The sequence below is a fragment of the Streptomyces sp. NPDC007088 genome (assembly GCF_042869355.1).
In the GTDB taxonomy this organism is placed as follows: Bacteria; Actinomycetota; Actinomycetes; order Streptomycetales; family Streptomycetaceae; genus Streptomyces.
The window spans coordinates 1-24,652 of the sequence record NZ_JBIAFO010000012.1 but is presented as its reverse complement, the minus strand read 5'-3'; the positions used below and the strand labels follow the sequence as shown (position 1 = coordinate 24,652).

23 protein-coding genes and 1 pseudogene are annotated in these 24,652 nt (G+C 70.7%); 11 read left to right on the top strand and 13 right to left on the bottom strand.

Annotated features, from left to right (window positions below; all coding sequences use genetic code 11):
- The first annotated feature begins 7 nt into the window (after positions 1-7).
- The 5 genes from ACFYMP_RS20105 (at position 8) to ACFYMP_RS20085 (ending at position 7,255) form a co-directional block, all read left to right on the top strand.
- Positions 8-2,071, top strand: coding sequence for a maltotransferase domain-containing protein (locus ACFYMP_RS20105; RefSeq protein ID WP_388859113.1), 2,064 nt, complete (start codon positions 8-10; stop codon positions 2,069-2,071).
- Complete coding sequence (gene glgB / locus ACFYMP_RS20100; RefSeq protein ID WP_388859110.1) at positions 2,068-4,251, top strand: 1,4-alpha-glucan branching protein GlgB; 2,184 nt, start codon at positions 2,068-2,070, stop codon at positions 4,249-4,251. Before ACFYMP_RS20105 ends, glgB begins: the two co-directional genes overlap by 4 nt.
- Positions 4,252-4,277: 26 nt before the next feature.
- Complete coding sequence (locus ACFYMP_RS20095) at positions 4,278-4,763, top strand: cation:proton antiporter regulatory subunit (RefSeq protein ID WP_388859107.1); 486 nt, start codon at positions 4,278-4,280, stop codon at positions 4,761-4,763.
- A 4-nt stretch (positions 4,764-4,767) separates the two neighbouring features.
- Complete coding sequence (locus tag ACFYMP_RS20090; protein WP_388859105.1) at positions 4,768-6,015, top strand: cation:proton antiporter; 1,248 nt, start codon at positions 4,768-4,770, stop codon at positions 6,013-6,015.
- 250 nt (positions 6,016-6,265) lie between these two features.
- Positions 6,266-7,255 carry a superoxide dismutase gene (locus tag ACFYMP_RS20085; RefSeq protein ID WP_388859102.1) on the top strand — a complete coding sequence of 330 codons (990 nt, stop codon included), beginning with the start codon at positions 6,266-6,268 and terminating at the stop codon, positions 7,253-7,255.
- Between the two features lie 71 nt (positions 7,256-7,326).
- Here the strand turns inward: ACFYMP_RS20085 and ACFYMP_RS20080 are convergent, their stop codons facing one another.
- The 10 genes from ACFYMP_RS20080 to ACFYMP_RS20035 form a co-directional block, all read right to left on the bottom strand.
- Positions 7,327-8,583, bottom strand: coding sequence for an MFS transporter (locus tag ACFYMP_RS20080; protein ID WP_388859099.1), 1,257 nt, complete (start codon positions 8,581-8,583; stop codon positions 7,327-7,329).
- A 48-nt stretch (positions 8,584-8,631) separates the two neighbouring features.
- Positions 8,632-9,126: a nuclear transport factor 2 family protein gene (locus tag ACFYMP_RS20075; RefSeq protein WP_388859096.1), complete on the bottom strand. Its 495-nt coding sequence runs from the start codon at positions 9,124-9,126 to the stop codon at positions 8,632-8,634.
- A 382-nt stretch (positions 9,127-9,508) separates the two neighbouring features.
- Complete coding sequence (locus tag ACFYMP_RS20070) at positions 9,509-10,204, bottom strand: SDR family NAD(P)-dependent oxidoreductase (RefSeq protein ID WP_388859093.1); 696 nt, start codon at positions 10,202-10,204, stop codon at positions 9,509-9,511.
- 22 nt (positions 10,205-10,226) lie between these two features.
- A complete protein-coding gene (locus ACFYMP_RS20065) occupies positions 10,227-10,535 on the bottom strand; it encodes a muconolactone Delta-isomerase (protein ID WP_388859090.1) in 309 nt (102 codons plus the stop codon).
- 51 nt (positions 10,536-10,586) lie between these two features.
- A complete protein-coding gene (locus ACFYMP_RS20060) occupies positions 10,587-11,621 on the bottom strand; it encodes an ankyrin repeat domain-containing protein (protein ID WP_388859087.1) in 1,035 nt (344 codons plus the stop codon).
- The gene (locus tag ACFYMP_RS20055; RefSeq protein WP_388859084.1) at positions 11,621-12,067 is read right to left on the bottom strand and encodes a nuclear transport factor 2 family protein; all 447 of its coding nucleotides are present in this window, start codon (positions 12,065-12,067) and stop codon (positions 11,621-11,623) included. Before ACFYMP_RS20055 ends, ACFYMP_RS20060 begins: the two co-directional genes overlap by 1 nt.
- 99 nt (positions 12,068-12,166) lie before the next feature.
- Positions 12,167-12,631, bottom strand: a complete 465-nt coding sequence (locus ACFYMP_RS20050) for a nuclear transport factor 2 family protein (RefSeq protein WP_388859082.1) — start codon at positions 12,629-12,631, stop codon at positions 12,167-12,169.
- Between the two features lie 14 nt (positions 12,632-12,645).
- Complete coding sequence (locus ACFYMP_RS20045; protein ID WP_388859079.1) at positions 12,646-13,893, bottom strand: low temperature requirement protein A; 1,248 nt, start codon at positions 13,891-13,893, stop codon at positions 12,646-12,648.
- Positions 13,894-13,980: 87 nt separating this feature from the next.
- On the bottom strand, positions 13,981-15,165 hold the full coding sequence (glgA, locus tag ACFYMP_RS20040; RefSeq protein ID WP_388859664.1) for a glycogen synthase: 1,185 nt from the start codon (positions 15,163-15,165) through the stop codon (positions 13,981-13,983).
- Between the two features lie 100 nt (positions 15,166-15,265).
- Positions 15,266-15,688 (bottom strand): hypothetical protein, encoded by a 423-nt coding sequence (locus ACFYMP_RS20035; protein ID WP_388859076.1) that lies wholly within the window; start codon positions 15,686-15,688, stop codon positions 15,266-15,268.
- Positions 15,689-15,949: 261 nt separating this feature from the next.
- Here ACFYMP_RS20035 and ACFYMP_RS20030 point away from each other — a divergent pair, with 261 nt between their 5' ends.
- Positions 15,950-17,293, top strand: a complete 1,344-nt coding sequence (locus ACFYMP_RS20030) for a helix-turn-helix domain-containing protein (RefSeq protein ID WP_388859073.1) — start codon at positions 15,950-15,952, stop codon at positions 17,291-17,293.
- A 199-nt stretch (positions 17,294-17,492) separates the two neighbouring features.
- On the opposite strand, the gene ACFYMP_RS20025 is transcribed toward ACFYMP_RS20030, so the two are convergent.
- Genes ACFYMP_RS20025 through ACFYMP_RS20015 form a run of 3 tightly spaced genes read right to left on the bottom strand, consistent with a single transcriptional unit; the run spans position 17,493 to position 19,505 of the window.
- Entirely contained in the window at positions 17,493-18,041 is a 549-nt protein-coding gene (locus ACFYMP_RS20025) for a hypothetical protein (protein WP_388859070.1), read from the bottom strand.
- A gap of 28 nt (positions 18,042-18,069) precedes the next feature.
- Entirely contained in the window at positions 18,070-19,011 is a 942-nt protein-coding gene (locus ACFYMP_RS20020) for a TIGR03619 family F420-dependent LLM class oxidoreductase (protein WP_388859067.1), read from the bottom strand.
- A gap of 35 nt (positions 19,012-19,046) precedes the next feature.
- Positions 19,047-19,505, bottom strand: a complete 459-nt coding sequence (locus ACFYMP_RS20015; protein WP_388859064.1) for a nuclear transport factor 2 family protein — start codon at positions 19,503-19,505, stop codon at positions 19,047-19,049.
- Between the two features lie 168 nt (positions 19,506-19,673).
- Between ACFYMP_RS20015 and ACFYMP_RS20010 the strand changes: the two genes are divergently transcribed.
- The 5 genes and pseudogenes from ACFYMP_RS20010 to ACFYMP_RS19990 form a co-directional block, all read left to right on the top strand.
- A complete protein-coding gene (locus tag ACFYMP_RS20010; protein WP_388859061.1) occupies positions 19,674-20,582 on the top strand; it encodes an alpha/beta hydrolase in 909 nt (302 codons plus the stop codon).
- A complete protein-coding gene (locus ACFYMP_RS20005; protein ID WP_388859058.1) occupies positions 20,579-22,060 on the top strand; it encodes an MFS transporter in 1,482 nt (493 codons plus the stop codon). Before ACFYMP_RS20010 ends, ACFYMP_RS20005 begins: the two co-directional genes overlap by 4 nt.
- An 80-nt stretch (positions 22,061-22,140) precedes the next feature.
- Positions 22,141-22,428, top strand: coding sequence for a muconolactone Delta-isomerase family protein (locus ACFYMP_RS20000; protein WP_388859661.1), 288 nt, complete (start codon positions 22,141-22,143; stop codon positions 22,426-22,428).
- 84 nt (positions 22,429-22,512) lie between these two features.
- Positions 22,513-23,790, top strand: a complete 1,278-nt coding sequence (locus tag ACFYMP_RS19995) for a cation:proton antiporter (RefSeq protein ID WP_388859055.1) — start codon at positions 22,513-22,515, stop codon at positions 23,788-23,790.
- Between the two features lie 269 nt (positions 23,791-24,059).
- Positions 24,060-24,563 (top strand): annotated as a pseudogene (locus ACFYMP_RS19990) (zinc-binding dehydrogenase); the annotation flags it as partial.
- Between the last annotated feature and the right edge of the window lie 89 nt (positions 24,564-24,652).

Below are 24,652 nucleotides of genomic sequence, written 5' to 3'. Positions count from 1 at the left end.
GATCCCTATGAAGGGCAAGCCCATGCAGCGCGACGCGACGCGCCCGGCCGCCGAAGCACGTGTGGGCCGTATCCCCATCGTGGACGTGGCGCCACAGATCAACGACGCGGCCGGCGGCCGCGTCCCCGCCCGCGCCGTACCCGGCGAGGAGTTCGCCGTCAGCGCCACGGTCTTCCGGGAAGGCCACGAAGCCGTCGGCGCCGGTGTCGTCCTCACCGACCCCGACGGCAACCCGGGCCGGCGAGTCCCCATGCGGCTGGTCGCTCCCGGCACGGACCGCTACACCGCCTGGGTCACCGCCGGACGGCAAGGCGAGTGGACCTACCGAGTGGAGGCGTGGAGCGACCCGTGGGCGACCTGGCGACACACCGCGGAGATCAAGGTTCCCCGCGGAATCGACACCGGCCTCGTCCTTGAGGAAGGCGCCCGGCTCCTTGAGGAGATGGCCGCCACGCTCCCGGCCGACGAGGCGGCCGGCCTGGGGGACGTCGCCCAGTCACTGCGCGACGAGCGTCTGGACGCCCAGGAGCGCCTCGCCGCCGCCACCGCGGCTCCCGTCACCGCCCGGATCGCCGCCCACCCCTTGCGCAGGCTGCTGACCCGCTCACCGGAACTCCCGCTGCGTGTGGACCGCCCCCGCGCCCTGTACGGCGCCTGGTACGAGTTCTTCCCCCGCTCCGAGGGAGCCGAGGTGCCCGCCCCCGTCGACGGGGTGCCCCAGCCGCCCCGGCCGGGCACGCTGCGCACGGCCGCCAAGCGTCTCGAAGGTGTGGCCGACATGGGCTTCGACGTGGTGTACCTGCCGCCGATCCACCCCATCGGCACCACGCACCGCAAAGGCGCCGGCAACACGCTGGAGGCGGGACCGCACGATCCCGGCTCCCCCTGGGCGATCGGCTCGGCCCAGGGCGGGCACGACGCCATCCATCCCGACCTGGGCACTCTTGAGGACTTCGACCACTTCGTGGCGCGCGCCGGTGAACTGGGCCTTGAGATCGCCCTGGACTTCGCCCTCCAGTGCTCACCCGACCACCCCTGGGTCGGCGAGCACCCCGAGTGGTTCTCCCGGCGGGCCGACGGCTCGATCGCCTTCGCGGAGAATCCGCCGAAGAAGTACCAGGACATCTACCCCCTCGACTTCGACGCCGACCCTCTGGGACTGCACACCGAGTGCCTGCGCGTCCTGCGGCACTGGATGGACCACGGCGTGCGCATCTTCCGCGTCGACAACCCGCACACCAAGCCCGTCGCCTTCTGGGACCGGCTGATCGCCGCGGTGCACGCCACCGACCCCGACGTCCTCTTCCTGGCCGAGGCGTTCACCCGGCCCGCCATGCTCCACGCCCTGGCCCGCGTCGGCTTCCACCAGTCCTACACCTACTTCACCTGGCGCAACTCCAAGGAGGAGGTGGAGAGCTACCTGCGCGAACTGGCCGGTCTCGACGGCGAGGAGAGCGCCGCCTACCTACGCCCCAACCTCTTCGTGAACACCCCCGACATCCTCAACGCCTACCTCCAGTACGGCGGCCGCGCGGCTTTCGCGGCCCGCGCGGTACTCGCCGCGACAGCCGGACCCACCTGGGGTGTCTACGCCGGGTTCGAACTGTACGAGAACGTGCCCCTGGGACCCGGCAGCGAGGAGTACCTGGACTCCGAGAAGTACCAGCTACGCCCCCGCGACTGGGCCGGCGCCGAGACCGCGGGCGACTCCCTGGCCCCGCTGATCCGGATGCTCAACGACATCCGGCGCGCCCACCCGGCCCTGCACCAGCTGCGCAACCTGCGCCTGCACCGCACCGACAACGACGCGGTGATCTGCTTCTCCAAACGCGTCACCGGCGGCGAGAGCGACGACTGGGTGGTCGTGGTGATCAACCTCGACCCGCACGAGACACGCGAGGCCACCGTCACGCTGGACCTGCCCGCCCTCGGCATGGAGCGCTCCGAGGACTTCACGGCGCGCGACGCCCTGTCGGGCGAGACCTACCACTGGGGCCGTGACAACTACGTACGTCTCGACCCCCGCCACCGAGTGGCCCACATCCTCACGGACGGGACTTCGCAGTCGTGACCACCGCACAGCGCCCCGGCGCCCTGGCCGCCACCCACCTCAAGCGGCTCACCACGGGAGAGATCAGTGATCCGCACGCTCTGCTCGGACCGCACCCCACCCCGGAGGGCGTCACGATCAGGGTGCTCCGCCCGCTCGCCGATCAGGTGTGGCTGACGCTGCCGTCCGGCGAGCCGCTGGCCGAACTCGCCCACCAGGGCGGGGGAGTGTTCGCCGCCGTACTGCCCCACCCCGAGGCCCCCGACTACCGGGTGCGCGCCCACTACGGCAGCCAGGTGCACGCGTACGACGACCCCTATCGCTTCGCACCCACGCTCGGCGAACTCGACCTGCACCTGATCCGGGAGGGCCGGCACGAACAGCTCTGGAAGGTGCTCGGAGCCCACGTGGGCGAGCGGGAGACCCGCTGGGGGGCCTGTGCGGGGACCGCCTTCGCGGTGTGGGCTCCCAACGCCCGTGCCGTGCGCCTGATGGGCGACTTCAACCACTGGGACGCACGGGCCCACCCGATGCGCTCGCTGGGCGCCAGTGGAGTATGGGAGCTCTTCGTCCCCGGCGTCGGCGAGGGCTGCCGGTACAAGTACGAGATCCTCACCCCGGACGGTCGCTGGATTCAGAAGGCGGACCCCCTCGCCACCTCGGCCGAGGCCGCGCCCGGCACGGCCTCCGTCGTCTTCCACTCCCGTCACACCTGGAACGACGACGCCTGGATGGCCCGGCGCGCCGGGAGCCGGGCCGAGCACGCCCCCATGAGCGTCTACGAAGTGCACCTGGCCTCCTGGCGGCCCGGCCTGGGCTACCGCGAGCTGGCCACCGAACTGCCCGCCTACGCCAAGGCGCTGGGCTTCACCCATGTCGAGTTCATGCCCGTGGCCGAACACCCCTTCGGCGGCTCGTGGGGCTATCAGGTGTCCTCCTACTACGCCCCCTCGGCGAAGCTCGGCAGCCCCGACGACTTCCGCGCCCTCGTGGACGCGCTCCACCGGGCCGGCATCGGCGTCATCATCGACTGGGTACCCGCCCACTTCCCCAAGGACGACTGGGCCCTGGCCCGCTTCGACGGCACCGCGCTGTACGAGCACCCCGATCCGCGCCGCGGCGAGCACCCCGACTGGGGGACCCTCGTCTTCGACCACGGCCGATACGAGGTACGCAACTTCCTGGTGGCCAACGCCGTGTACTGGTGCGAGGAGTTCCACATCGACGGCCTGCGCGTCGACGCCGTCGCCTCCATGCTCTACCTCGACTACTCCCGCCCCGACGGCGCGTGGCTGCCCAACGCCTACGGCGGCCGCGAGAACCTCGAAGCGGTCGAGTTCCTGCAGGAGATGAACGCCACCGTGACCCGGTGCTGCCCGGGGGTGGTGACGATCGCCGAGGAGTCCACCGCCTGGGACGGCGTGACGCGCCCCACCGATGACGGTGGGCTCGGCTTCACCCAGAAGTGGAACATGGGCTGGATGCACGACTCGCTGTCGTACATGGCCCAGGACCCGATCCACCGGCAGTACCACCACCACGCCATGACCTTCCCGATGGTGTACGCGTACACGGAGAACTACACCCTGCCCATCAGCCATGACGAGGTGGTGCACGGCAAGGGGTCGCTGCTGACGAAGATGCCGGGCGACCGCTGGCAGCAACTGGCCAACCTGCGCGCCTTCCTCGCCTTCATGTGGGCTTTCCCGGGCAAGCAACTCCTCTTCATGGGGCAGGAGTTCGCCCAGGATACCGAGTGGTCCCACGAGCGCGGCCCGGACTGGTCACTTCTGCGCCACGCCCCGCACCGCGCCGTACGCGATCTGGTGCGCGACCTCAACCGCCTCTATCTCGACGACCCCGCGCTGTGGAGCCAGGACACCAGGCCGGAGGGCTTCCGCTGGATCGACGCGGACGCCGCCGAGGACAACGTCTACTCCTTCGTGCGCTACGCACCCCGGGGCACACCCCTGGTGTGCGTGTTCAACTTCCAGCCCACCGTGCGCCACGACTGGACTCTGGCCCTGCCCGAGGCGGGTCACTGGAGCGAAGTGCTCAACACCGACGCGGCGCGGTACGCGGGCTCCGGGGTCACCAACGGCGAGCCGGTCCACGCCCTCGACCAGCCCCTCCAGGGCCTGCGGGCCAGCGCGAGGGTGACGCTGCCCCCACTGGGCGGCGTGTGGCTACGCAAGCAGTGACCTACCCGCGACCTGAAGGAGGCACCATGCCCGCTCCCCGCCTCAGGACCACCCCTCTGCCCGGAATCGGCGTGCAGTACGAGCTCACCACACGGCGCCACGACACCCTGTCGGTGATCGCGCACCACGACCGCCGGCGCACCTTGAACGTGCACCATGACGACGACCCGGACTCCTGCGGTCTCTCGCTGGCGCTGACCGCCGCGGAAGCCCTGTCCCTCGTCGACGCGCTGTTACCCAGCCACAACAACCCGAACCTGCTGCACACCAGCGACTTCGGGCTGATCGCCGAGCGGATCACCATCACCGGCACCTCGCACTGGAACGGCCGCACTCTCGGGGAGACGCGCATGCGTACCCGGACCGGCGCCTCCGTCGTCGCCGTCATGCGGCGCTCCCACGCGATCCCCTCGCCCACCCCCTCCTTCCGCATGCACGGCGGGGACATCGTGATCGTCGTCGGCACCCGGGAGGGCGTCGACGGCGCCCACGAGATCATGGAGCGGAGCTGATCACATGCACTCCGCGGTCTTCCTGATCGAGTTCGGCGCGGTCGTCCTCGTCCTCGGACTGCTCGGCCGCTTCGCCGTGCGACTCAAATTCTCACCCATCCCGCTCTACCTGCTGGCCGGGCTCCTCTTCGGCGCGGGGGGCGTCGTTCCGCTGGCCGGCAGCGAGGAGTTCATCGAGGTCGGCGCCGAGATCGGCGTCGTGCTCCTGCTGTTGATGCTCGGTCTGGAATACACGGCCGGGGATCTCGTCGCGCACCTCAAGACGCACGCCCCCGCGGGCGGCGTCGACTTCCTCCTCAACGCGCTGCCCGGCGCCGCCGCGGCACTCCTGCTGGGCTGGGGACCGGTGGCCGCCGTGGTGCTGGCCGGCGTCACCTGGGTCTCCTCGTCCGGCGTCATCGCCAAGGTGCTCGGCGATCTGGGGCGGCTGGGCAACCGGGAGAGCCCCGTCATCCTCAGCGTCCTCGTCCTGGAAGACCTCGCGATGGCGGTCTACCTGCCGATCCTGACGGCGGTGCTCGCCGGTTCTGGCTGGCTGGCCGGCGGCCTCACCCTCGCCATCGCGCTCGCCGCGGTCGGCACCGTCCTGTTCGTCGCCGTGCGCTACGGGCGTGTCATCTCCCGCTTCATCTCCAGTGACGACCCCGAGAAGCTCCTGCTCGTGGTGCTCGGCACGACACTGCTGGTGGCCGGTATCGCGCAGCGTCTGCAAGTCTCCGCCGCCGTGGGCGCGTTCCTCGTGGGAATCGCCCTGTCCGGAGAGGTGGCCGAGAACACGCATCACCTGCTGATGCCGCTGCGGGACCTGTTCGCCGCGGTCTTCTTCGTGTTCTTCGGCCTGAGCACCGACCCCAGTACCATCCCCTCGGTGCTGCCGCCCGCCCTCGTGCTCGCGGTGCTCACCCTGCTGACCAAGGTCGCCACCGGCCACTGGGCCGCGAAACGCTCCGGCATCGCCCAGCGGGGCAGATGGCGGGCCGGGGGCGCACTGGTCGCGCGCGGTGAGTTCTCCATCGTGATCGCCGGGCTGGCCGTCTCGGCCGGAGCGGTCGACCCCTCCCTCGGCCCGATGGCCACCGCCTACGTCCTGCTGCTGGTCACCCTGGGCCCGCTGGCGGCCCGCTTCACCGAGCCGATCGCCGGGCGGATCATGGTGTGGCGGGGCAAGGAGTATCCCGTGGCGACCTCCCGGCGGCTCGTGGTGCTGGCCCGGCCGGTGGAGCCGAAGCCGTCCACCGCGGCCACCGACTGACGGAGGGACCGAAACGGAACGTGGCCCACCATGCGGAACGCGGTGCGCCACGTACGAAAGTCGCTCCTTTCCAGCCAGCGGCTCCCGGCCCCCGCCGCCTGCCCTGAACACCCTCTGAGCTGGCTCTTCACCTCCTCCGCCCGTGCAGTGAGGCCCCTCAGGCCTCCGCTGTACGGGCGGAATCGGCCTATGGTCCTTCTCGCCCGCCCGGACACCTGCGGCGGGAACACCTTCATCGAGAAGAGGACCCATGCCGCTCTCCCGTACCCGCCGCTGGATCAGTGCCCGCGCCCTGGCTTGCGCCTGCGCGCTCATCGGCGTCGTCCTGTCGCCGGCCACCGAGGCCGACGCCCGTACCGAAGCTCTCACCGTGGCGCGGGCCATCTCGCTGCCCGGGAACCAGGCCTACCCGGAGAGCATGGCCGTGGACCCGGGAACCGGGGATGTGTACGTCACCTCGTTCACCACCGGTGCGGTCTACCGTGCCCGTGCCGGACAGACGCGGGCGGAGGTCTTCCTGCCCGCGGGCACCGACGGCCGGACCCAGGCCATGGGGACCGAGGTGGACCGCCACGGCCGGCTGTGGGTCGACGACGCGAGCGGGGTGACGGTGTACGACACGGTCCACGGCACGCGCCTGGCCCGCTTCGTCAGCCCCACGCCGGGCGCCTCGCTGCTCGACGATATCGACATGACGCCGGACGGCACCGCCTACCTCACCGACTCGCTGCTCCAGCTCGTCTACCGGCTGCCCGCCGCCACCATCGAGGACACGATCGCCGTCGCGGGGACCACCACCCTGAGCGTCGGCTTCGATCTGAACGGGTTCGTCGCCGCGCACCCCCAGGGGGCCATCACCCTCAACGGCATCGAGTCGGACGCGGACGGCACCTACCTCATCACCGCCGACATGGCCTCCGGCGAACTCTTCAGACTCGAGCCCGCCACCGGCGGCATACGCAAGATCACCGTGAGCGGCGGCACCCTCCTCTCCGCCGACGGCCTGCTGTGGGAGAAGAACCAGTTGTGGGCCGTCCAGTTCGCCTCGGACGCGATCATCCGGCTCACGCTGTCGGCCGACCGTACGACCGCGACCGTCACCAGCCGTCTGGGCGACGCGGCGCTGCAGCATCCCACGGCGCTGGTGCGCCTGGGCGGGTCCCTGCACGTCCTGCGCTCACAGTTCGGTTCCGCCACCCTCGACCTGCCGTTCTCCGTGGCCAGGGTGAGCGGTATCTGACACGGCGGAAGCCCGCTGCCGGGGTGTAGTCGGACACCCGGCAGCGGGCTGTGGCGGAGCGAGGGCGGGGTTCAGCCGCCCGTGGTGACCGGGGTGCCGTCGTCGGCGGCAGAGTTCCGCGCGAGTGCGACACTGACCGGGGCGGCGGGGGAGGGCACCTTCAGGAACCGGGTCGCCCACACCGCGGGCAGGGAGATCACCGCGAAGACCAGAGCGGTCAGCGGGACGTCCTCGATGCCGAAGGAGGCCAGAGCCCAGCCGCCGATCGCGGCCCCCGAGGCGACGCCCACGTTCGCAGCCGAGGCGCCGAGCGTGGCGGCCAGGTCGCCGCCCTGACCGGCCAGCGAGATGACGCGCAACTGGAGCGCCGGGGTGACACCGAAACCGACCACACCCCACAGGGCCAGGGCCACCCCGACCATCGGCTTGCTCTCGCCGAAGACGTAGAGGCCCGCCAGGCCCACGATGAGGACGGTGTTGCCCACGAGCAGCGTCCGCGAGGCGTTGACATCGGCGAACCGTCCGCCGGCGAACGTGCCGATCGCACTGAACACACCGAAGATCATCAGGAAGACGCTCACCATGGCGCCGTCGATGCCGGTGACGTCCTCCAGGTACGCCGCCAGATAGGTGAAGGCGACGAACTGCGACCCCATGAGCAGTACTTGGGCCCCCAGCATGGCAAGGACCCGGGGATGGAAGGCGTGCCGAGCCTGCGAGGTGAGATCACCCGAACCGCTGCCCCTGACCGCGGGCACCCCGAACACGATCACGGCGAGGGCGATACCGCCGAGGACGGCCACACCGGCGAACGTGGCCTGCCAGCCGAGGCTCTGGCCCAGCAAGGTGCCCAGCGGCACGCCGAAGACCGTGGAGACGGAGATACCGCCGAAGACGAGACCGACCGCCTGGCCGCGGTGTTCCGGGGCGACCAGGCCGGTGGCGACGGCGGAGGCCGCACCGAGGAACAGGCCGTGCAGGGCACCGCACAGCACGCGCGCGGCCACCAGCAGACCGAAGACACCGGCGAAAAGGGCGGCCACGTTCCCCAGGACGAAGACGGCCAGGGCAGCGCACAACAGCGTGTGACGCGACATCCTGATGGTCGCCGCGGTGACGATCGGGCCGCCGATCGAGATGCCGAGCGCGTAGGCGGTGACCAGCAGGCCGGCCGTGCTCAGGGAGACGTCCAGATCGTCGGCGATGAGGTTGAGGACGCCGACGATGACCAGTTCGGCGGTCCCGATGGCGAAGGCGCCCAGACCGAGGGCGCCCAGGGCGAGGTTGTTGCGGGGCTTACCGGCCCCCGGTGCGGTGGCGGTGCTCATGGGAGGGCCACTCCTTGGAAGAGAACGGAAGAGGGGGCGACGGCGCGATCAGGCGTACTGCAGGTTCAGCCGGGCTATGCGCCCGTCGCGGACGTCGAAGGCGTAGTGGGCTTTGAACCCGCCGCGTCCCCCGGGGGCGAACCGCACCAGCAGCGTCGTCCCGTCGCGGGTGGGCGTGTTCTTCAAGACGGTGAGACGGCCGCCGATGACCTCGTCGCGGGCCCAGTCGCGGATCTCGTCCCGGCCGTTGAACGTGCGATCGACGTCGATGAGCCGGGCGTCAGGACGGAACGCGCGCACGAGCGCGTCCAGGTCCTCGCGGGCCACCGCGTCGACGTAGGCCTGGGCGGCGGGGTCCACCGCCGCGTTCTTTCCGCGGCTTCCCGAGGTGGCCTCAGGGGTCGCGCCGGCCGTGCTCTCGGTGCGCGTGGTGGGTGACGCCGTCGGCCGCGCGCCGTGCGGGGAAGCGTCCCCCTGCGCGGAGCAGCCGGTCAGCAGCGCGGCGGCCAGCGCCACGGCGGATATCGAAGGACGGTGGCGCATGGCAGTCTCCTCAGGGGGACGGCGGTCGGACGTGGCGCGAGGGATCACACGTGCTCGGCGTCGCACGCGTACCGGGCCCGGAACAGGGCCGTGAACCCCGCCGGGCCGAAGGGCGGGGGGAGGTGGGGCCGGCGTCGAGGCGGTCGCCGATGACCGCGTCGCGACGCCGGCCCTCGATCGCGGCGCGGCCGTGGAGCCGGGACGGGCCGGGCCCGGCGTCGGCCCAGGCACGCACGGCAGGAGCCGGCGTCGCCGGATCATGCCTCGCGGGAGGGCCGCGCGGAGTGTCCTGCGACGCGTCCCGCACGCGCACCGGCGCCGAGAGGCGCGAAGAACAGGTGGGGAGCCACCTCCACCACTCCGGCGAAGGACCGCGACCCACTCACCAGTCGATCCTTGTGCGGTCGCGGAAGAAGCCGCCGCTGGGACCGGAATCGGGCAGCCGCGCCAGCCAGGCCACCGTGTCGGCACCCTGCTCGACACTCGTCGGCGCCGCTCGGCCCCCCATGTCGGTACGGACCCAGCCCGGACAGACCGCGTTGACCTTGACGCTGGACGGAACGGCCGCGGACACCACCAGCGTCAGCGCGTTGAGCGCCGCTTTGGAGATGCCGTAGGCGGCGGGGGAGGGCACGTTCCCGTTCAGCGCTCCGAGACCGGAGGACACGTGGACCACGCGACCGTAGCCGCGCTCCGCCATGCCGGGGCAGAACGCCTGGCAGGTGCGGAACGCTCCCAGGAGGTTGACGTCCAGGGCGTGGCGCAGAGTGTCCTCGCCGAGGGAGAAGAACGCGTCGGTGGGATAGATCCCGGCGTTGTTGACGAGTACGTCGACGGCGACGCCGTCATCGGCCAGCCGCCGGGCGCACGCCGCGACACTCCCGGCATCGGTGACGTCCAGTTCCTCGATCCGGATGTGCGCGCTGCCGAGGGTACGGGCGGCGGCCTGGCCGCGCGCGCGGTCACGCGCGGCCAGTACGACGTTGAGCCCGGCCCGGTCCAGCTGACGGACGGTTTCGAGACCGATCCCGCGGTTGGCGCCGGTGACGAGGGCGGTGCGTGTACGTTCCCGGCTCATGAGCTCGGACTCCCCGCCGCGTTCAGACCTTGTAGCGCTGCTTGACGTCCTCGGCGAAACCGAGGTAGTCGCGCAGCGGCCAGACCGTCTCGAACTCCAGGTACTCGCGCATGGGCAGCCTGCCCAGAGCGGTGCGGTCCAGTTCCTCGGCGTCCGGCGATTCGATGATGGCGATGACCCGCTTCTGCGCGGCCACCTTCCAGATCCCGACGCAGAAGCCCGAGTCCACTGTCTCCTGGGCGTGCGCCGCTTCTTCCTGTTCGAGCTCCCACAGCTCGTCGAGGCTGATGCGCCCCTCGTGCTTCCACTTCATCTGTACGTAGAACAGCATGGGGTGACTCCAAGTCTGTGCGGAGGCGGTCGGCGGGAGTGATCCGGGGAATCAGCGGGCGCCGCGGGTGCGGATCAGCTCGGTGAGCGCATGGCCGGCGCCGAAGACCTCGACGGCCAGGTCGAGCGGCGTCTTGCCGTCGTGGCCGCGCAGATCGAGCCGGGCACCGGCTTCGACGAGGGTGCGGGCGCAGTCCTCGTAACCGTGCCAGAGCGCGTCGTGCAGCGGGCTGTAGCCGTTGGTCGCGCCCTGGAAGTCGAGGTCGACACCCGCCTGCCGGACCAGGATCTCGGTGATGCCCGCGTGTCCGTTGTAGACGGCCTTGTGCAGCGGGACCGCGCCGAAGGTGGGCTCCACGGCGTTCACGTCCGCGCCGGCCGCGAGCAGCAGCTCGACGATCTCGTCGTGCCCGTCACGGCAGGCGACGAGCAGCGGGGTGTGACTGTCGTTGAAGCCGCTCAGGTTGGGGGAGCGCTCGTCGACGGCGGCACCGGCCGTCAGCAGCTTGCGCACCTGCTCGGTCTCGCCCTGCGCGGTCGCCGCCATCAGCTCCTGGCCGGCCACCGCACGCTCGTCCGCGGCCCGCCGGGCCTTGAGGTGTTCCTCGGCGCGGAGCAGCTGGTCCTTGCCGAAGGTGTTGACGTTCAGCTCGTAGGCGAAGTGCTGCTCCAGCGAGAAGCCGTAGTGCGTGTAGACCTGCAGCACGGTGCCCTGGTCCAGGAGGTACGCGACGATGTCCGGGTACTTGTACCAAAGGGCGTCCATCAGCGCGGTGTGACCGGTGGTGGGCGCCACCGCGTCGACGAAGGACCCGGCCTCGACCAGAGCCCGCACCACCTCGAGACTGCCGCCCTGGCAGGCCTTGTGCAGCGCGGTGGCACCGGCCCTGCGGTCGGTGGTGAGTACGTCGGCGCCGGCCCCGATCAGGGTGCGGACCGTGGGGGCGTCCGCCTGGCCGGCCGCGATCATCAGCGCGGTCAGGCCCGTGTCCGCCTCACGGTGGCTCGCGTCGGCGCCTGCCGCGAGCAGCTCGGTGACCTTGGCGGTGTCCCGGGCACGTACGGCCAGGATCAGTTCGGCACTCATCAGGCGGCCTCCTGCCCCGACACGTCACCGCGCAGGGCGCGGATGATCTGCGAGGGGTCCGTGTAGGACTTCCAGCGGATGATCTTGCCGTCCCGCACCGTCAGCCACTGGATGAACTCGATCTCGAACTCGACGCCGGTGCCCCGCACGGTGGACATCTCGTGGATGACCCCCGCGGCCTGGTCGTCGTCGACGACCAGATTCACCAACTTCTCGAAGCGGACGTCCACGGCGCCGGTGAAGACCTTCAGGGTCTCCAGGACGGCCTCCCGGCCGCGGTAGCTGCCGATCCACTTCATGTCGTCGTTGTAGCCGGGCACCGGCGTGTAGTTGATCCACTCGACATTCTCGTCGAGTGTGTCGAGGGCGGTCTCGAAGTCGCCCGAGGTCAGTGCGTCGAACCACCGCCGGACGACTTTCCTGGTTTCTTCCGTGACGTTGCTCATGGACTCTCCTAGAAGGGGAAGGAATTCCAGGAAAATCCTCGGTGAGAAACCTGGAAAGCGGCAAGGAAATGGTGGCCGACTTTCTGATATCGCTTTCTGCTAATCGGCGGACTGGGCCTGGGCGGCGCGGGCGAACAGATGCTGGTTTCCGTCGGCCCACGTGGCCGTCATCACCACGCCGTTGATCCGCCAGCCCTGTGCCGTCCGCTCGAGGTCGATGCGGTAGGTGCCGGCGAGCGTCCACAGCGGGCCGCCGTGCTCGTTGGGCATGCGGTGCGTCGCCTGGAACATGGCTGTGGCGACCGCGCTGTCGCCCCGCACGTCCACCAGGAAGTTGCTCAGCAGGTGCTGGGTGGCCGCGAACTGGCCGAGCAGCCCCGACCAGGCGCCGATCAGGTCCTTCCTGGACACCGGGCCCGGTTCGCCGCCGTTGAGACTGGTGTAGTCGAGCATGATCTCCTCGCTGAAGACGTCCTCCAGCGCCTGCCACTCACGCTGGTCGATGTACCAGCCCATGCGCGTGCAGGTCTCGATGACGTCCAGCCGGTCGGCCACAGAACTCATGGATCCTTCTTTCTTCAGTGATAGAGGTGTGCCATTTTCTTGGTCCAGCGATGATCGCTGAGCAGGGCGGCGCCGATGAGGACGCCGAGCAGGATGACTTCAGCCACCGCCGACCCGGAATGGCCCATGGGGATGGCCAGGACGGCGAGCAACGCGGCGGTGAAGTGGAACCTTTGGGGGCCGATCTTCAGGATCCTGTGGAACCACGCGATGCCGCCGAGGTACAGCGCGACACCACCGGCCAGTGCGACGGAGGGGGCCGTGGCCAAGGGCTCGTAGGGGTGCACGATGGTCTTCTTGACGGCCGCGGCGATCAGGATCAGCCCCAGCAGCATGGGAACGTGCGCGTAGAAGAAGGCGGCGAGCGCGAGTCGTGAGCGGCTCACCGCGTCCTGGCGCTCCAGGGCCAGTTCGGCGCGCCACGCCTTCTCGGACTCGTCGAAGTACACCCACCACAGACCTGCCGGGATGACGAAGATGAGCACGGCGGTGGTCACCACCGACGGCCCCGCCTGGCCACCGTCGGTGCCGATGCCGAGGGCGAGGAACGAGTCGCCGAGCGCGATGATCATGAGCAGTCCGTGGCGCTCGACGAAATGCCCCGGCTTCAGTTCGAAGCCCGACACCCCCGTCACCACGGGTGCGACGATCTCCAGGGCGACGGCCGAGGCCCACAGCGCGTAGACGACCCAGCCGTCCAGGAAGCCGGCGCAGATGATCAGCGCCGCGCCCACCGTGTGGAATGGGGCGATCCGCAGCATGGTGTGGGCCGCCCCGGTGCCGCCCGAGGCGAAGAGAGTCGCGTGTACGGAGACGATCACCAGATAACCGATGCCGAATGCGACACCGTCCCCGTCGAAGGCGTTGGGTGTGGCCAGACCGATGATCAGGAAGGAGGCCATGCCGAGCAGCAGCAGGATCCGGTGGTGCCTGCGGTGCGGGGGGAGATGGTTGGTGAGCCACGCGTACCCGCCGTACATCCACCACAGGAGCCAGAAGACCAGCAGGACCTGGCCGACTCCGCGCAGCGTCATGTCACGGCTGAGGACTCGGGCGAGTTGGGTGAAGTTGAAGACGAACGCGAGGTCGAAGAACAGCTCCAGGGTCGTGACCCGTGCCCCACTTTTCGGAGGGGGCTCAGGGATAGCCGCCGCGGGCCCCCCGGATCTGTATTCCCGACCCTCGAAGGGGGAATTCCCCTGCGTGGGTCTCGAATGCTCTGGGACGTCTTCTACTTGGTGCGCGGAAGTCGTTTGAGGCATGTCCGTAAATCTATCGGTGCACAGGGTGACGGAGGCAAAGAAAACAAACGCACATCATGAGGTCCGGCCCGACAGCTCCGGCCGCCTTCAATTCAGTACGGACCGGTAGACGGCGTGCGCCCGCCGGGCGGCCACGTCCCATCCGAACTCCTTCCGTGCCCGCGCCAGTCCGGCCGCGCCGAGGCGGGCGGCGTGGTCCGGATCGGCCAGGAGCCGGTTGACGGCGGCCGCGAGGTCGGCCGCGAAGCGCTGGGGGTCCAGAGGGGTGCCGCTTCCGTCCTGCTCCTGCTCGACGGGCACCAGCAGACCGGTCTCCTCATGGGCGACGACCTCCGGGATACCGCCCGTCGCGGTGGCCACGACGGCTGTGCCACAGGCCATGGCCTCCAGGTTCACGATGCCCATCGGCTCGTACAGGGACGGGCACACGAACACGGACGCGTGCGTGAGGAACTGCAGGAGGCCGGCCCGGTCCAGCATGCCGTCGATGCGCACGATCCCGTCCCGGACCCGCCGCAGTTCGTCGACCAGCGCCGCGGTCTCGGCCGCGATCTCGGGAGTGTCCGGCTGCCCGCAGCACAGCACGAGCTGGGCCCTGGGGTCCATGGCGAAGGCGGCACGCAGCAGTTGGGGCAGTCCCTTCTGCCGGGTGACGCGACCGACGAACAAGACGATGGGCCGCTCGGGGTCCACCCCGTGCTGTTCGAGCGCCTCCGTGCGCTCGTCGGGACGGTAGGCCCCGGTGTCGATACCGTTGTGCACCACGTGCACCCGGTCGGGGTCCACGCCGGGATACACCCGCAGGATGTCCTGACGCATACCGTCCGAGACGGCGATCAACGCGTCCGCGGTCTCCAGTGCCGCGCCCTCCACCAGCGAGGACAACGCGTAGCCGCCGCCCAGCTGTTCGGCCTTCCAGGGGCGCAGCGGTTCGAGGCTGTGGGTGGTGACGACGTGCGGAACGCCGTACAGCACCTGCGCGAGCCGGCCCGCCCCGTTCGTGTACCACGTGTGGCTGTGGACCAGATCCGCCCCCGCGCAGCCCGCGGCCATCTCCACGTTCACCCCGAGGGTGCGCAGGGCCGGGTTCGGCGCGGCGGACAGCGCCGGTTCCGCGTAGGCCGTCACGTGCGGTGCGTCGCGCGGCGCACCAAAGCAGCGCACCTCCAGGTCGACCAGTGCGCGCAGCTCGGTGGCGAGTTCCGCGACGTGGACGCCGGCACCGCCGTAGATCTCCGGGGGGAACTCCTTGGTGAGCAGATCGACGCGTATCCGGGACGAAGGGGCGGGCGACGGCACAGGCATGGGGGACTTCCTGGAATCCGGGGGTGAGAGGTCGGGGCTTCGGCGGGCGGGACGATCGTCGGCACCTCTACACGGCGGACGCCGACATGACGACGGGCCAGCCGCGCTTCTGGGCGAGTTCGAGGCTGTCCGCCGGACAGCCACCGCAAGTGAGGACACGTGGATTGCCCACGACGCTCAGCAGCCCCGTGCCGGCGCACCAGTCCCCGTAGCCGAAGCAGCTGGCCGGGTCGATGCACAGGCGGGCCATGGCGTCGATGACCGCCGCGCACTTCTCCAGTTCGCCGGTGGCGTACGGGGAGAGCCGCACCAGGAGCTCCTCGGCCGCCAAAGGCCGGGGCGGGCGCTGGTGGGCCTCCATGACGAGCACCACCAGATCCCCTTCTGCCCGGTGCCTGGCCAGCGCCTGCTCCAGGGCCGGCTCCTCGTCCGCCGGACGCGCGAGATGGGTGAGGTCGAAGAAGGCAGCGCGTCGCATCGGTCCCAACATGCCCGTCTCCTGTTCTCGTGCCCCGCACGCGTCCGCGAGCAGCCCGGATCGCCGACGCGGTGCCCGCTGTCACTCGCAGTGACTTTAACGGCGTCCCGGGCTCTGCCGCGAAAAGCGACGTTGTACAACCTGAAGTCGCGCCCCGTGCGCGGGGACCGGGGCGGGGGCGATTTCTTCACCAGCGATGGCGCTAGTTGTCAAACTTCCTGTAAAATTCGTGCGGCCATGTTGATGACTCACCACTAAGCCCGGAGGACGACTGTGGACAGCACCGCCGAAGACGGTGAAGGCACCGGCCGACGGCTTCGTGACCTCCGCCGTGCCCGGGGCCTCAAACAGCAGGACCTCGCCAGCGGCGACGTCTCGGTGAGCTACATCTCGCTGATCGAGTCCGGCAAGCGCACACCGTCGAGCGCCGTCGTCGCCCTCCTCGCCGAACGCCTGGGCTGCACCACCAACTACCTGCTCACCGGCCAGGACGAGACCCACACCCGGGAACTGGAGCTCAAGGCGGCGTTCGCCGACCTCTCCCTGCACGACGGGCGCGCCGGGCAGGCCCTGCAGGCGTTCAGTGAGGTCCTCGCCTCGACGCCCGTCCTTCCCGAGGACACCGTGCGGCGCGCTCGCCTGGGCCAGGCGCTGGCGCTGGAGCAGCTCGGCCGTCTGGAGGCCGCCGTCCAAGCCCTCACCGTGCTGTACGAGGACCCGCGCTGCGTCGCGGGCTCGGCCCAGTGGAGCCAGGTGGCCACGGCGCTGGTCCGCTGCCACCAGTCGCTCGGCGACAACGTCCTGAGCGTCGAGATCGGCGAACGGGCCCTGCGCCGGCTCGACCAGCTCGGTTTGCAGGCCACCGACGACCACATCCAGCTGGGTGCCGTCCTGGTCGGCTGCTACCGCTCACGCGGTGATCTGGCCAAGGCCCGCCTCGTTTCCGACCGTCTCATCAGGGTGGCCGACGAGTGGGGCGGCCGGATCGCGCGGCGAGAGACCTACTGGAACGCGGCCCTGGTGGCGCAGTCCCAGGGGGACGTCGACCAAGCCCTCGCACTGACCGAGCGGGCCCGCGCACTGCTGGCCGAGAGCGACCACGTGCGTCACCGCGCCCTGCTCGCCGCCGCCTACGGGACACTGCTGCTGGACTGCGACCCGGCCGACCCCGAGCGGGCACACCAGCTCCTCGAACAGGCGCACACCCAGCTCGCGGACGTCGGAACACCGGCCGAACGGGCGCATGCGCAGACCCACCTGGCGCTCGCCTGTCTGCAGTTGAAGCGGACCGACGAGGCCCGGCAGCACGTGTCCCGGGCGCTGGAGTCGCTGCGCGACGAACCGCGCCCGGAGACGGTCCAGGCCCGCACCGTGCTGGCCCGCGCCCAGTTCGACGCCGGGGACGGCGCACAGGCCACCGACACGCTGGCGGCCGCGCAACAGCAGCTGCGCCAGCTGCGCCCCGGGCGGTCGACGGCAGGGGTGTGGCGCCAGATCGCGGATTTGTGGCAGCACCACGGATACGTCACCGAGGCGACGGCGGCCTATCAGCAGGCCCTCGCCGACGCCGGGCTGCCCGGCCAGGGCGTCGCCCCCGGCCGGGTGGGCGCCCTCTGAGCGCGGCGCCCGGTCGCGTCACCGGCTTGCCCCGGTGCCGGCGGGCCCCGTCGACATCGCCGAGCGGGCACCGCGGGTCGGCGTACGAAGCGCACCGAGGGGCGCCGCCCGTCTGCCCGCACGTCCCGTACGGATGACGATGTGGCGCCCCTCGGAAAGAAGCCGCCGGCCGGTGGGAACCCCCGGACGCGGCGGCCGGTCAAGCGGCCTGCCGGGCCAGTTCGTTCGCGCCGACGAAGACACTGGCCATGAGAGCGGGCTCACCGCTGCGGTTCGACCAGGCGTGCCGGTTGCCGCGCAGGACGACGCAGCTCCCCGGGGTCAGGCGGGTCTCGGAGCCGTCCTCCAGCTGGAGCCACAGCTCGCCCTCAAGGAGCACCGACATGTCCACGGTGCTGGTGGCGTGGTGGCCCTTCTCATCCGGTGTCAGGCACCGCAGCAGCCCGGGAAAGACCTCTTCGACCTCGGCCGCGAGTGCGCCGGGATCGCCCTCCGGCCCCCGGCCGGTCTCCGGCGGCCAGCGCAGGATCACGAAGCGCATCCCGCCGACCTCGGGGAAGTAGGGGGCGAAGGCGGCCTCGGAGCCGCCGTCGCCCAGGAGAGCGGCCTCGTTGCGCCCCCAGATCTGGTAGAACTCGACGCCGGGCAGCGCGCCCACGGTCAGCGGGGCCAGTGGTCCGCTCGCCTCGACCACCGAGGTGCCATCAGGCCGGCAGCCCGTGATCAGCCGCGAAATCGCATCGATCATGATGTCTCCAAGTCGTGTGGCGTGGCTCTTACCGCGCTGCGGGTACGGGGCGGCGCGTGGGCGCGAGTGCGCTCAGCGCTTCCTCGACGCGGCCGAGGGAACCGGCCGGGTCCGCGCCGGGACCGACGACGCGCGGGTCGAAGTTGAAGTCGAGGAAGACCTCGGTGGCACCCACGTCGTGCATCTGCTCGATGTCCGAGCGGATCTGGTTGATCGAACCGTTGAAGGGCGGGCGACCGGAACCGAGTTGCTCGCCGAGGAAAACGGTCGCCCGCACGACGACGCGCATGTCGTCGGCGCTCCGGCCGGCGCGTTCAGCCGCCTGGCGGACACCCGACGCGGCGTCGGCGACCTCCGCCACGGTGACGAAACCGGGGCTCACCCACCCCTGGGCCAGGCGGCCGGCCCGCGCCCAGGCCTTCTCGGTGGAGCCGCCGAGCAGCAGAGGGAAGGCCGGCTGGACCGGACGCGGGCGCACCAGGGTGCGGGGCAGTTCGGTGAACTCCCCGTGGAACTCCGCCTGGTCCTGCTCCCACATCCGGCGCAGCACCTCCACGTACTCCAGAGTGCGGGCCACCCGTCGCTCCATGGGAAGGCCGACGGCCCGGAACTCCTCCTCGGACCAGCCCTGCGCCAGGCCCGCGTCGAGCCTTCCGCCCGAGACCCGGTCGAGCTGGATGAGCTGCTTGGCCAGGACCGCGGGAGCGAAGAAGGGCGCATTGAGCACGGACACCCCCAGACGAATCCGCTCGGTGTGTCCGGCCAGGAAGCCGAGGGTGATGAGCGGTTCCGCCACTCCGTAGTGGAAGGCGGGCTGGAAGTCGGACGACCACTCGGCATCGTTGCTCTGCAAGGGGAAGAGCAGCCGGGTGAAGGTCCACAGCGACTGATAGCCGAGGGCCTCGGCCTGCTGGGCGACGCGCACCTGGGTGCCGGGGGTCGCCCAGGCGCCGGACAGGGGGACTCCCACGCCAAGAGAGCGGGCGGTGTCTCGGGGCACGGCCCTCACCCCTCGTCGGTGGTCGGGAACATGGCCCGACGGGCTTCAAGGGGTACCTGCTCGGCGAACCGGTAGGTGTCGTACAGCTCCCGGAAGAGCTTTATCCTGCCGTCCACCACACGGAAGAGTCCGTGGTAGACGTTGGTGTACTCCTGCCCGCCGGGCTGCACGATCCGCCCCGTGTACTCCACCAGCGCCCACTCGGGGTCGGCGAACGGCCAGGTGGCACTGACGGGCAGTTCGATGGACTGGGCGGCGCCGGCCACCCCCGTGTACAGACTGCGCAGTGCCTCGGCCCCCTCCAGCCGGGTGGGGCTGCCCGGCGGGGCGAACGGCATCTCCATCACGACGTCGTCGGCCAGGCAGGCGAACGCCGCTTCGAGCCGCCCACCGCCGATCTGGTCGAGGAAGTAGCGCCCCACTGACTGGGCGTCGCGCGGCGGGGCGAGCTGATCCTGCGTCATCTTCGTCTCCTTGTTCGCTGATCGGTCGAGAGTGACCGCGCCATCGTTTCCTTGTCAACAAGGAAGTCATATTCGATGACTGGTAGCTTGACAAACAGTCAAGCGACTTGGTTAGCATGGTGGTGCGGAGCGCGCCCAGCGCTGGCGCTACCTCGGAAGGGAGACCTCATGAACCCCAACGGTGACGTGCGCGTCGAGGGGGTGGTGTTCCCCAGTGAGGGCGCCGACCTGCGCGGCGACCTGTACCAGCCGGCTTCGCGGCCGGCGGGGGACGCCGCCCCCGTGGTGCTCGTCGTCGGCTCCTGGCTCACCGTCAAGGAGCAGATGGCGGGCCACTACGCGGCCGGACTGGCCGAACGAGGTCTGACCGCTCTCGCCTTCGATTTCCGCGGCTACGGAGCGTCCAAGGGCGACCCGCGTAACTTCGAGTCACCGGAGCGCAAGGTCACGGACATCCTCAACGCCGTCGACTATCTGAAGTCCCGGCCCGATGTCGACGCCTCCCGCGTCGGCGCCCTCGGGATCTGCGCCGGCGCCGGATACGTCGCCGTTGCCGGTGCGCGTGGCCCGCAGATCCGCTCCGTCGCCATGGTGGCTCCCTGGCTGCACGACGCGGCGCTCGTGGAGGACATCTACGGCGGTCCGGACGGCGTCCGTGAGCGGATGACTCTGGGCGAGGCGGCACGCGAGAAGTTCGAGGCGTCCGGCGAAGTCGACTACATCCCGGCGGCCAGCGACACCGACGAACGAGCCGCCATGTACGGTCCGTTCGACTACTACCTGCAGGCGGACCGGGGTGCCATCCCGCAGTGGGGCAACCGGTTCGCGGTCATGAGCTGGCCGCAGTGGCTGACCTTCGACCCCATCGCGGTCGCCCCCGACTGCACGGCCCCCACTTTCCTGCTGCACAGCCCGGACGCCGCTGTACCCGACGGCGCCCGTCGTTTCCACAAGGCCCTGACCGTGCCCAAGGAACTGCGGTGGACGACAGGCTCCCAGTTCGATTTCTACGACCAGGAATCGACAGTGGGCCCCGCCCTGGACTCCGTGCGTGACCACTTCGAAAGGACGCTGTGAGCAGGCGAGCTGCCGCCGGCTCTCCCTCCAGGGCGTCGGCGGCCGACCTCCGGCCGAGGCTGAGCCCCAACGCCACCGTCCTCGTCGCCTGCCTCGCGTTCTTCGTGATCACGCTCGACACGACGGTGGTGAACGTCGCCCTGCCGAGCATCGGCGCGCAGTGGGACGGTCAGGTCTCGGCGCTCCAGTGGGTGGTGACGGCCTACACCCTCCTCTTCGCCGCGCTGCTGCTGTCGGCGGGCGCGATCTCGGACCGCATCGGCGCCAGCAGGGCGTTCACGATCGGCCTGTCGGTGTTCACCCTGATGTCCGCGCTGTGCGGGCTGGCCCCCAGCCTGGACGTACTGATCATCGCGCGGGCCATGCAGGGAGCCGGAGCAGCGGTGATGATGCCGGCCTCGCTCGCCCTGGTGCGCCAGGCCTACGACGACCCCTCGCTGCGAGCCCGCGGAATCGCCTGGTGGACCGCGGGCGGCGGGGCCGCCGTCGCCGCGGGACCCGTCGTCGGCGGGGCCCTGACCACGGGGCTCGGCTGGCGGTGGATCTTCTTCATCAACCTTCCCGTGGGTGTCGTCGCGCTGGTCGGCATGTTGCGTGCCCCGCGATCCGCACGCGGCCAGGCGCCGATGGACCCGGTCGGCCAGGTCACGGCCGTCCTCGCCCTCGCGGCCCTGGTCTTCGCGGTGATCAACGGAGGCTCCAGCGGCTGGACGGACGCGGCCACCGTCGCCGGCTTCGTGGTGGCGGTCATCGCCGCCGCCGTGTTCCTGGCGGCCGAATCCCGCCAGAGCAACCCAGCCGTGCCGCTGTCGTTGTTCCGCAATCCCGCCGTGGCCGTGTGCACCAGTACCGGTCTGGCTCTCAACCTGGGGTACTACGGCCTGGTCTTCGTCTTCACGATCTTCTTCCAGGAGCACCGCGGAGCCTCGGCCCTGATGGCCGGCGTCATGTTCATTCCGATGACGGCCTTCACCACCTTGGTCAATCTGCTGGCGGGCAAGCTCACCAACCGCCACGGGCCCCGCCTGCCGCTCGTCATCGGACAGATCATCCAGACGCTGGGCATCCTCGGCCTGCTCTTCGTCACCGAGGACACTCCCACGCCCCTTCTGCTGGCTCTGCTTGTCCCCCTGGGCATCGGTGGGGGACTGGCGATCCCGCCGCTGACCACCGCCATGCTGGAATCAGTGCCGCACGAGCGGGCCGGGCTGGCGTCCGGAGTGCTCAGCGCGGCGCGGCAGTTCGGCGGAGCGATCGGTGTCGCCCTGCTGGGCGCACTGATCGCCGACTCGGCCCACTTCATGACCGGCATGCGCATCAGCCTCATCATCGGGGCCGCACTGCTGATCGTCACGACGCTGGGCGTCGTCCGCTTCCTGCCAGCCGGCCATCAGCACGTCAGCGCACCACAGCCGGGGCCCGCGGTGGCCACGGCCGACATCGTCCCGGCTTCCGCCGACGAACCCCGAACGAGCTGAGGGGCTGGACCACCCCCGGCCGCACGATCACCCCCGGAGCTCATCGACCGACCAACCCAAGGAGCACTGCTGTGGACTTCATGATCCATCTCGACGGTTCCCGCGTCTACGACCTGCCCGCCCAGGAGCGCGACGAGGTCGTCAAGCGCGAGCACGCGCACGCGCACGAACTCATCGCCGCAGGCGTCCTCAAGCACATCTGGCGCGTGCCCGGCCAGCGCGGCAACGTCGGCATCTGGTCGGCTGCCGACGCGGACGCGCTGGAGAGTGTGCTGGCGTCCCTGCCCATCCGTCCCTACGCGGATCTCAAGGTGACCCCGCTGGCCACCCACCCCCTCACCCTGGAAGCCGCGGAGAACCACGGCTAGCCGACCGCGAGCCCCCCGACGCCCCTCGCCCCCCGGCCAGGGGCGTCGGTCCGTGCCAGACGAGGTGTCCGTCATGGAGGAGCGATGAGCAACCCCTTTACGTTGTCCACCGAGGCGATCGTTCTGGCCGACATCGCGATCGTCCTGCTCGCCGGCGCGGCACTCGTGCCCCTCGCGCGCCGACTGGGGCAGCCCCCGGTCATCGCCGAGGTCACCGCCGGGATCATCCTGGGGCCCAGCCTTCTCGGCCTGCTTCCTGGCGATCTGCCCGGTCACCTCTTCCCCCCGGAGGCCCGGCCCGTGCTGTCCGCGGTCGCCCAGATCGGCCTGGTCCTCTTCATGTTCCTGGCCGGGTGGGACATGGACCCGCGTCACCTGCGCGGCCGGGGACCCGCGCTGACCTCCCTGGCGGCCGCCGCCGTGCTGACGCCGTTCGCGCTGGGTGCCGGGGCCGCGATGACCCTGCACGGGAACTTCGGCCCCCAGCACACCGACCGGACCGCCTTTGTCCTCTACCTGGCCACGGCGTTCTCCATCACGGCCTTCCCCGTCCTGGCGCGCATCCTCACAGACCAGGGGCTCGCGGACACGAGGGTCGGTCACCTGGCCATGGCCTGCGCCGCCCTCGGCGACGTCGCCGCCTGGTGCGTGCTGGCCCTGCCCGTGGCCATGGCGGGCACGGGCGAGAGCACGCACGCTGTCACCGTCCTCGCGCTGACCGGGGTCTTCGTCGCGGTCGTGGCCCTTCTGGTCCGTCCGCTGCTGGCCCGCTGCATACGTGACACCTCCGGCCCCGCCCTGCCGGCGGCGATCTCCGCCGCAGTGCTCCTGACCTCCGTCGCCACGACAGCGATCGGCGTCCACGCCATCTTCGGAGCGTTCGCCCTGGGCCTGGCCATGCCCCGCGACAGCCGGCCCGCCTTGCGCGCGAGGGTGGCAGTTCCCCTGGAGCACGCCGCGAGAATCCTTCTGCCCGTCTACTTCGTGACCACCGGCCTGTCCGTGGACATCAACAGCCTCCGTGCGAACGGCTACATGGTCCTTCTGCTGGTCGTATCGGTCGCCGTCATCGGCAAGTTCGCCGGCGCGGCGCTCGGTGCCCGCCTGTGGGCCATGCCGTGGAGGGAAGCGGGGGCCTTCGGCGTCCTCATGAACGCTCGCGGCCTCACCGAACTCATGGTCCTGGGAATCGGCCGTGACCTGGGCCTCATCAGCCCCCAGCTGTTCACGGTCATGGTGCTCATGGCGCTCATCACCACGGCCATGACCGGCCCACTGCTGCACCGGGTGTTCGCGGCCCCCTCCCCGCACAGTCCTCCCGCGCCGGCTGAGGCCACGCGCCCCGCCCCCGTCCGCGACTAGGCCGTGTTCTGTGAGAGGGCTCCGCTTCCTGGTCCTGTGGCCGGACGACCCAGGTCTTCGACGCGGGTCCGCCACCGTACGCCCGGGGAAAGTGCCACCGCCCGGCCCCCGCGCCAACGGTGCCCCCGCCCACCGAGGCCCGAGCCCCACGAGCCCGTCTGTTCCTGAACACCGGTGGGAAGCGGGCGAGCCCTTATCCCGTGAGGACGCTCGACGCCGCTACGCCGCTACGACGGTGCTCGTCAACTGAGGACGCTCGACGCCGCTACGCCGCTACGACGGTGCTCGTCAACGGAGCCGCAGGCGGCGTGGGGCACTTCGCCCTGCGACTGGCGAAGTGGAAGGGCGCTCGGGTCATCGCGGTGGCCTCAGGCGCACACGAATCGTTCTTGCGCGAGCTGGGCGCCGACCGGTTCGTCGACTACACCAAGAGCCGCCCCGAGGAACTCGTGCGCGACGTGGACCTCGTGCTCGACACCGTCGGCGGTCCGGACGGCAGGCGCCTCCTGCGGACGCTCAAGCGCGGCGGCGCCCAGTTCCCCGTACTCCCCGGGGACTTCGACGAGGAGGGGACCGCGGAGCTGGGCGTCACGGTCTCCAGCGCCCAGGTCCGCTCCAGCGGCGCGCAGCCGGCCGGACTGGGACGCCTGCTCGACGAGGGCGCGGTCCGGGTCGCGATCGACAGCACGTCCACACTCGCGAACGCCCGAGCCGCGCACGAACGCGCCGCCCGGGGACACATGCGCGGCAAGATCGTGCTCGTGGTCGCCTAAGGGCTGTCCCGTAACCCCTGGCGGGCGCGCGACGACAGCTGCGGCACCTCGCCGCGTTGCCGAAACGCCCGAATCGCTCCGCGATGAGG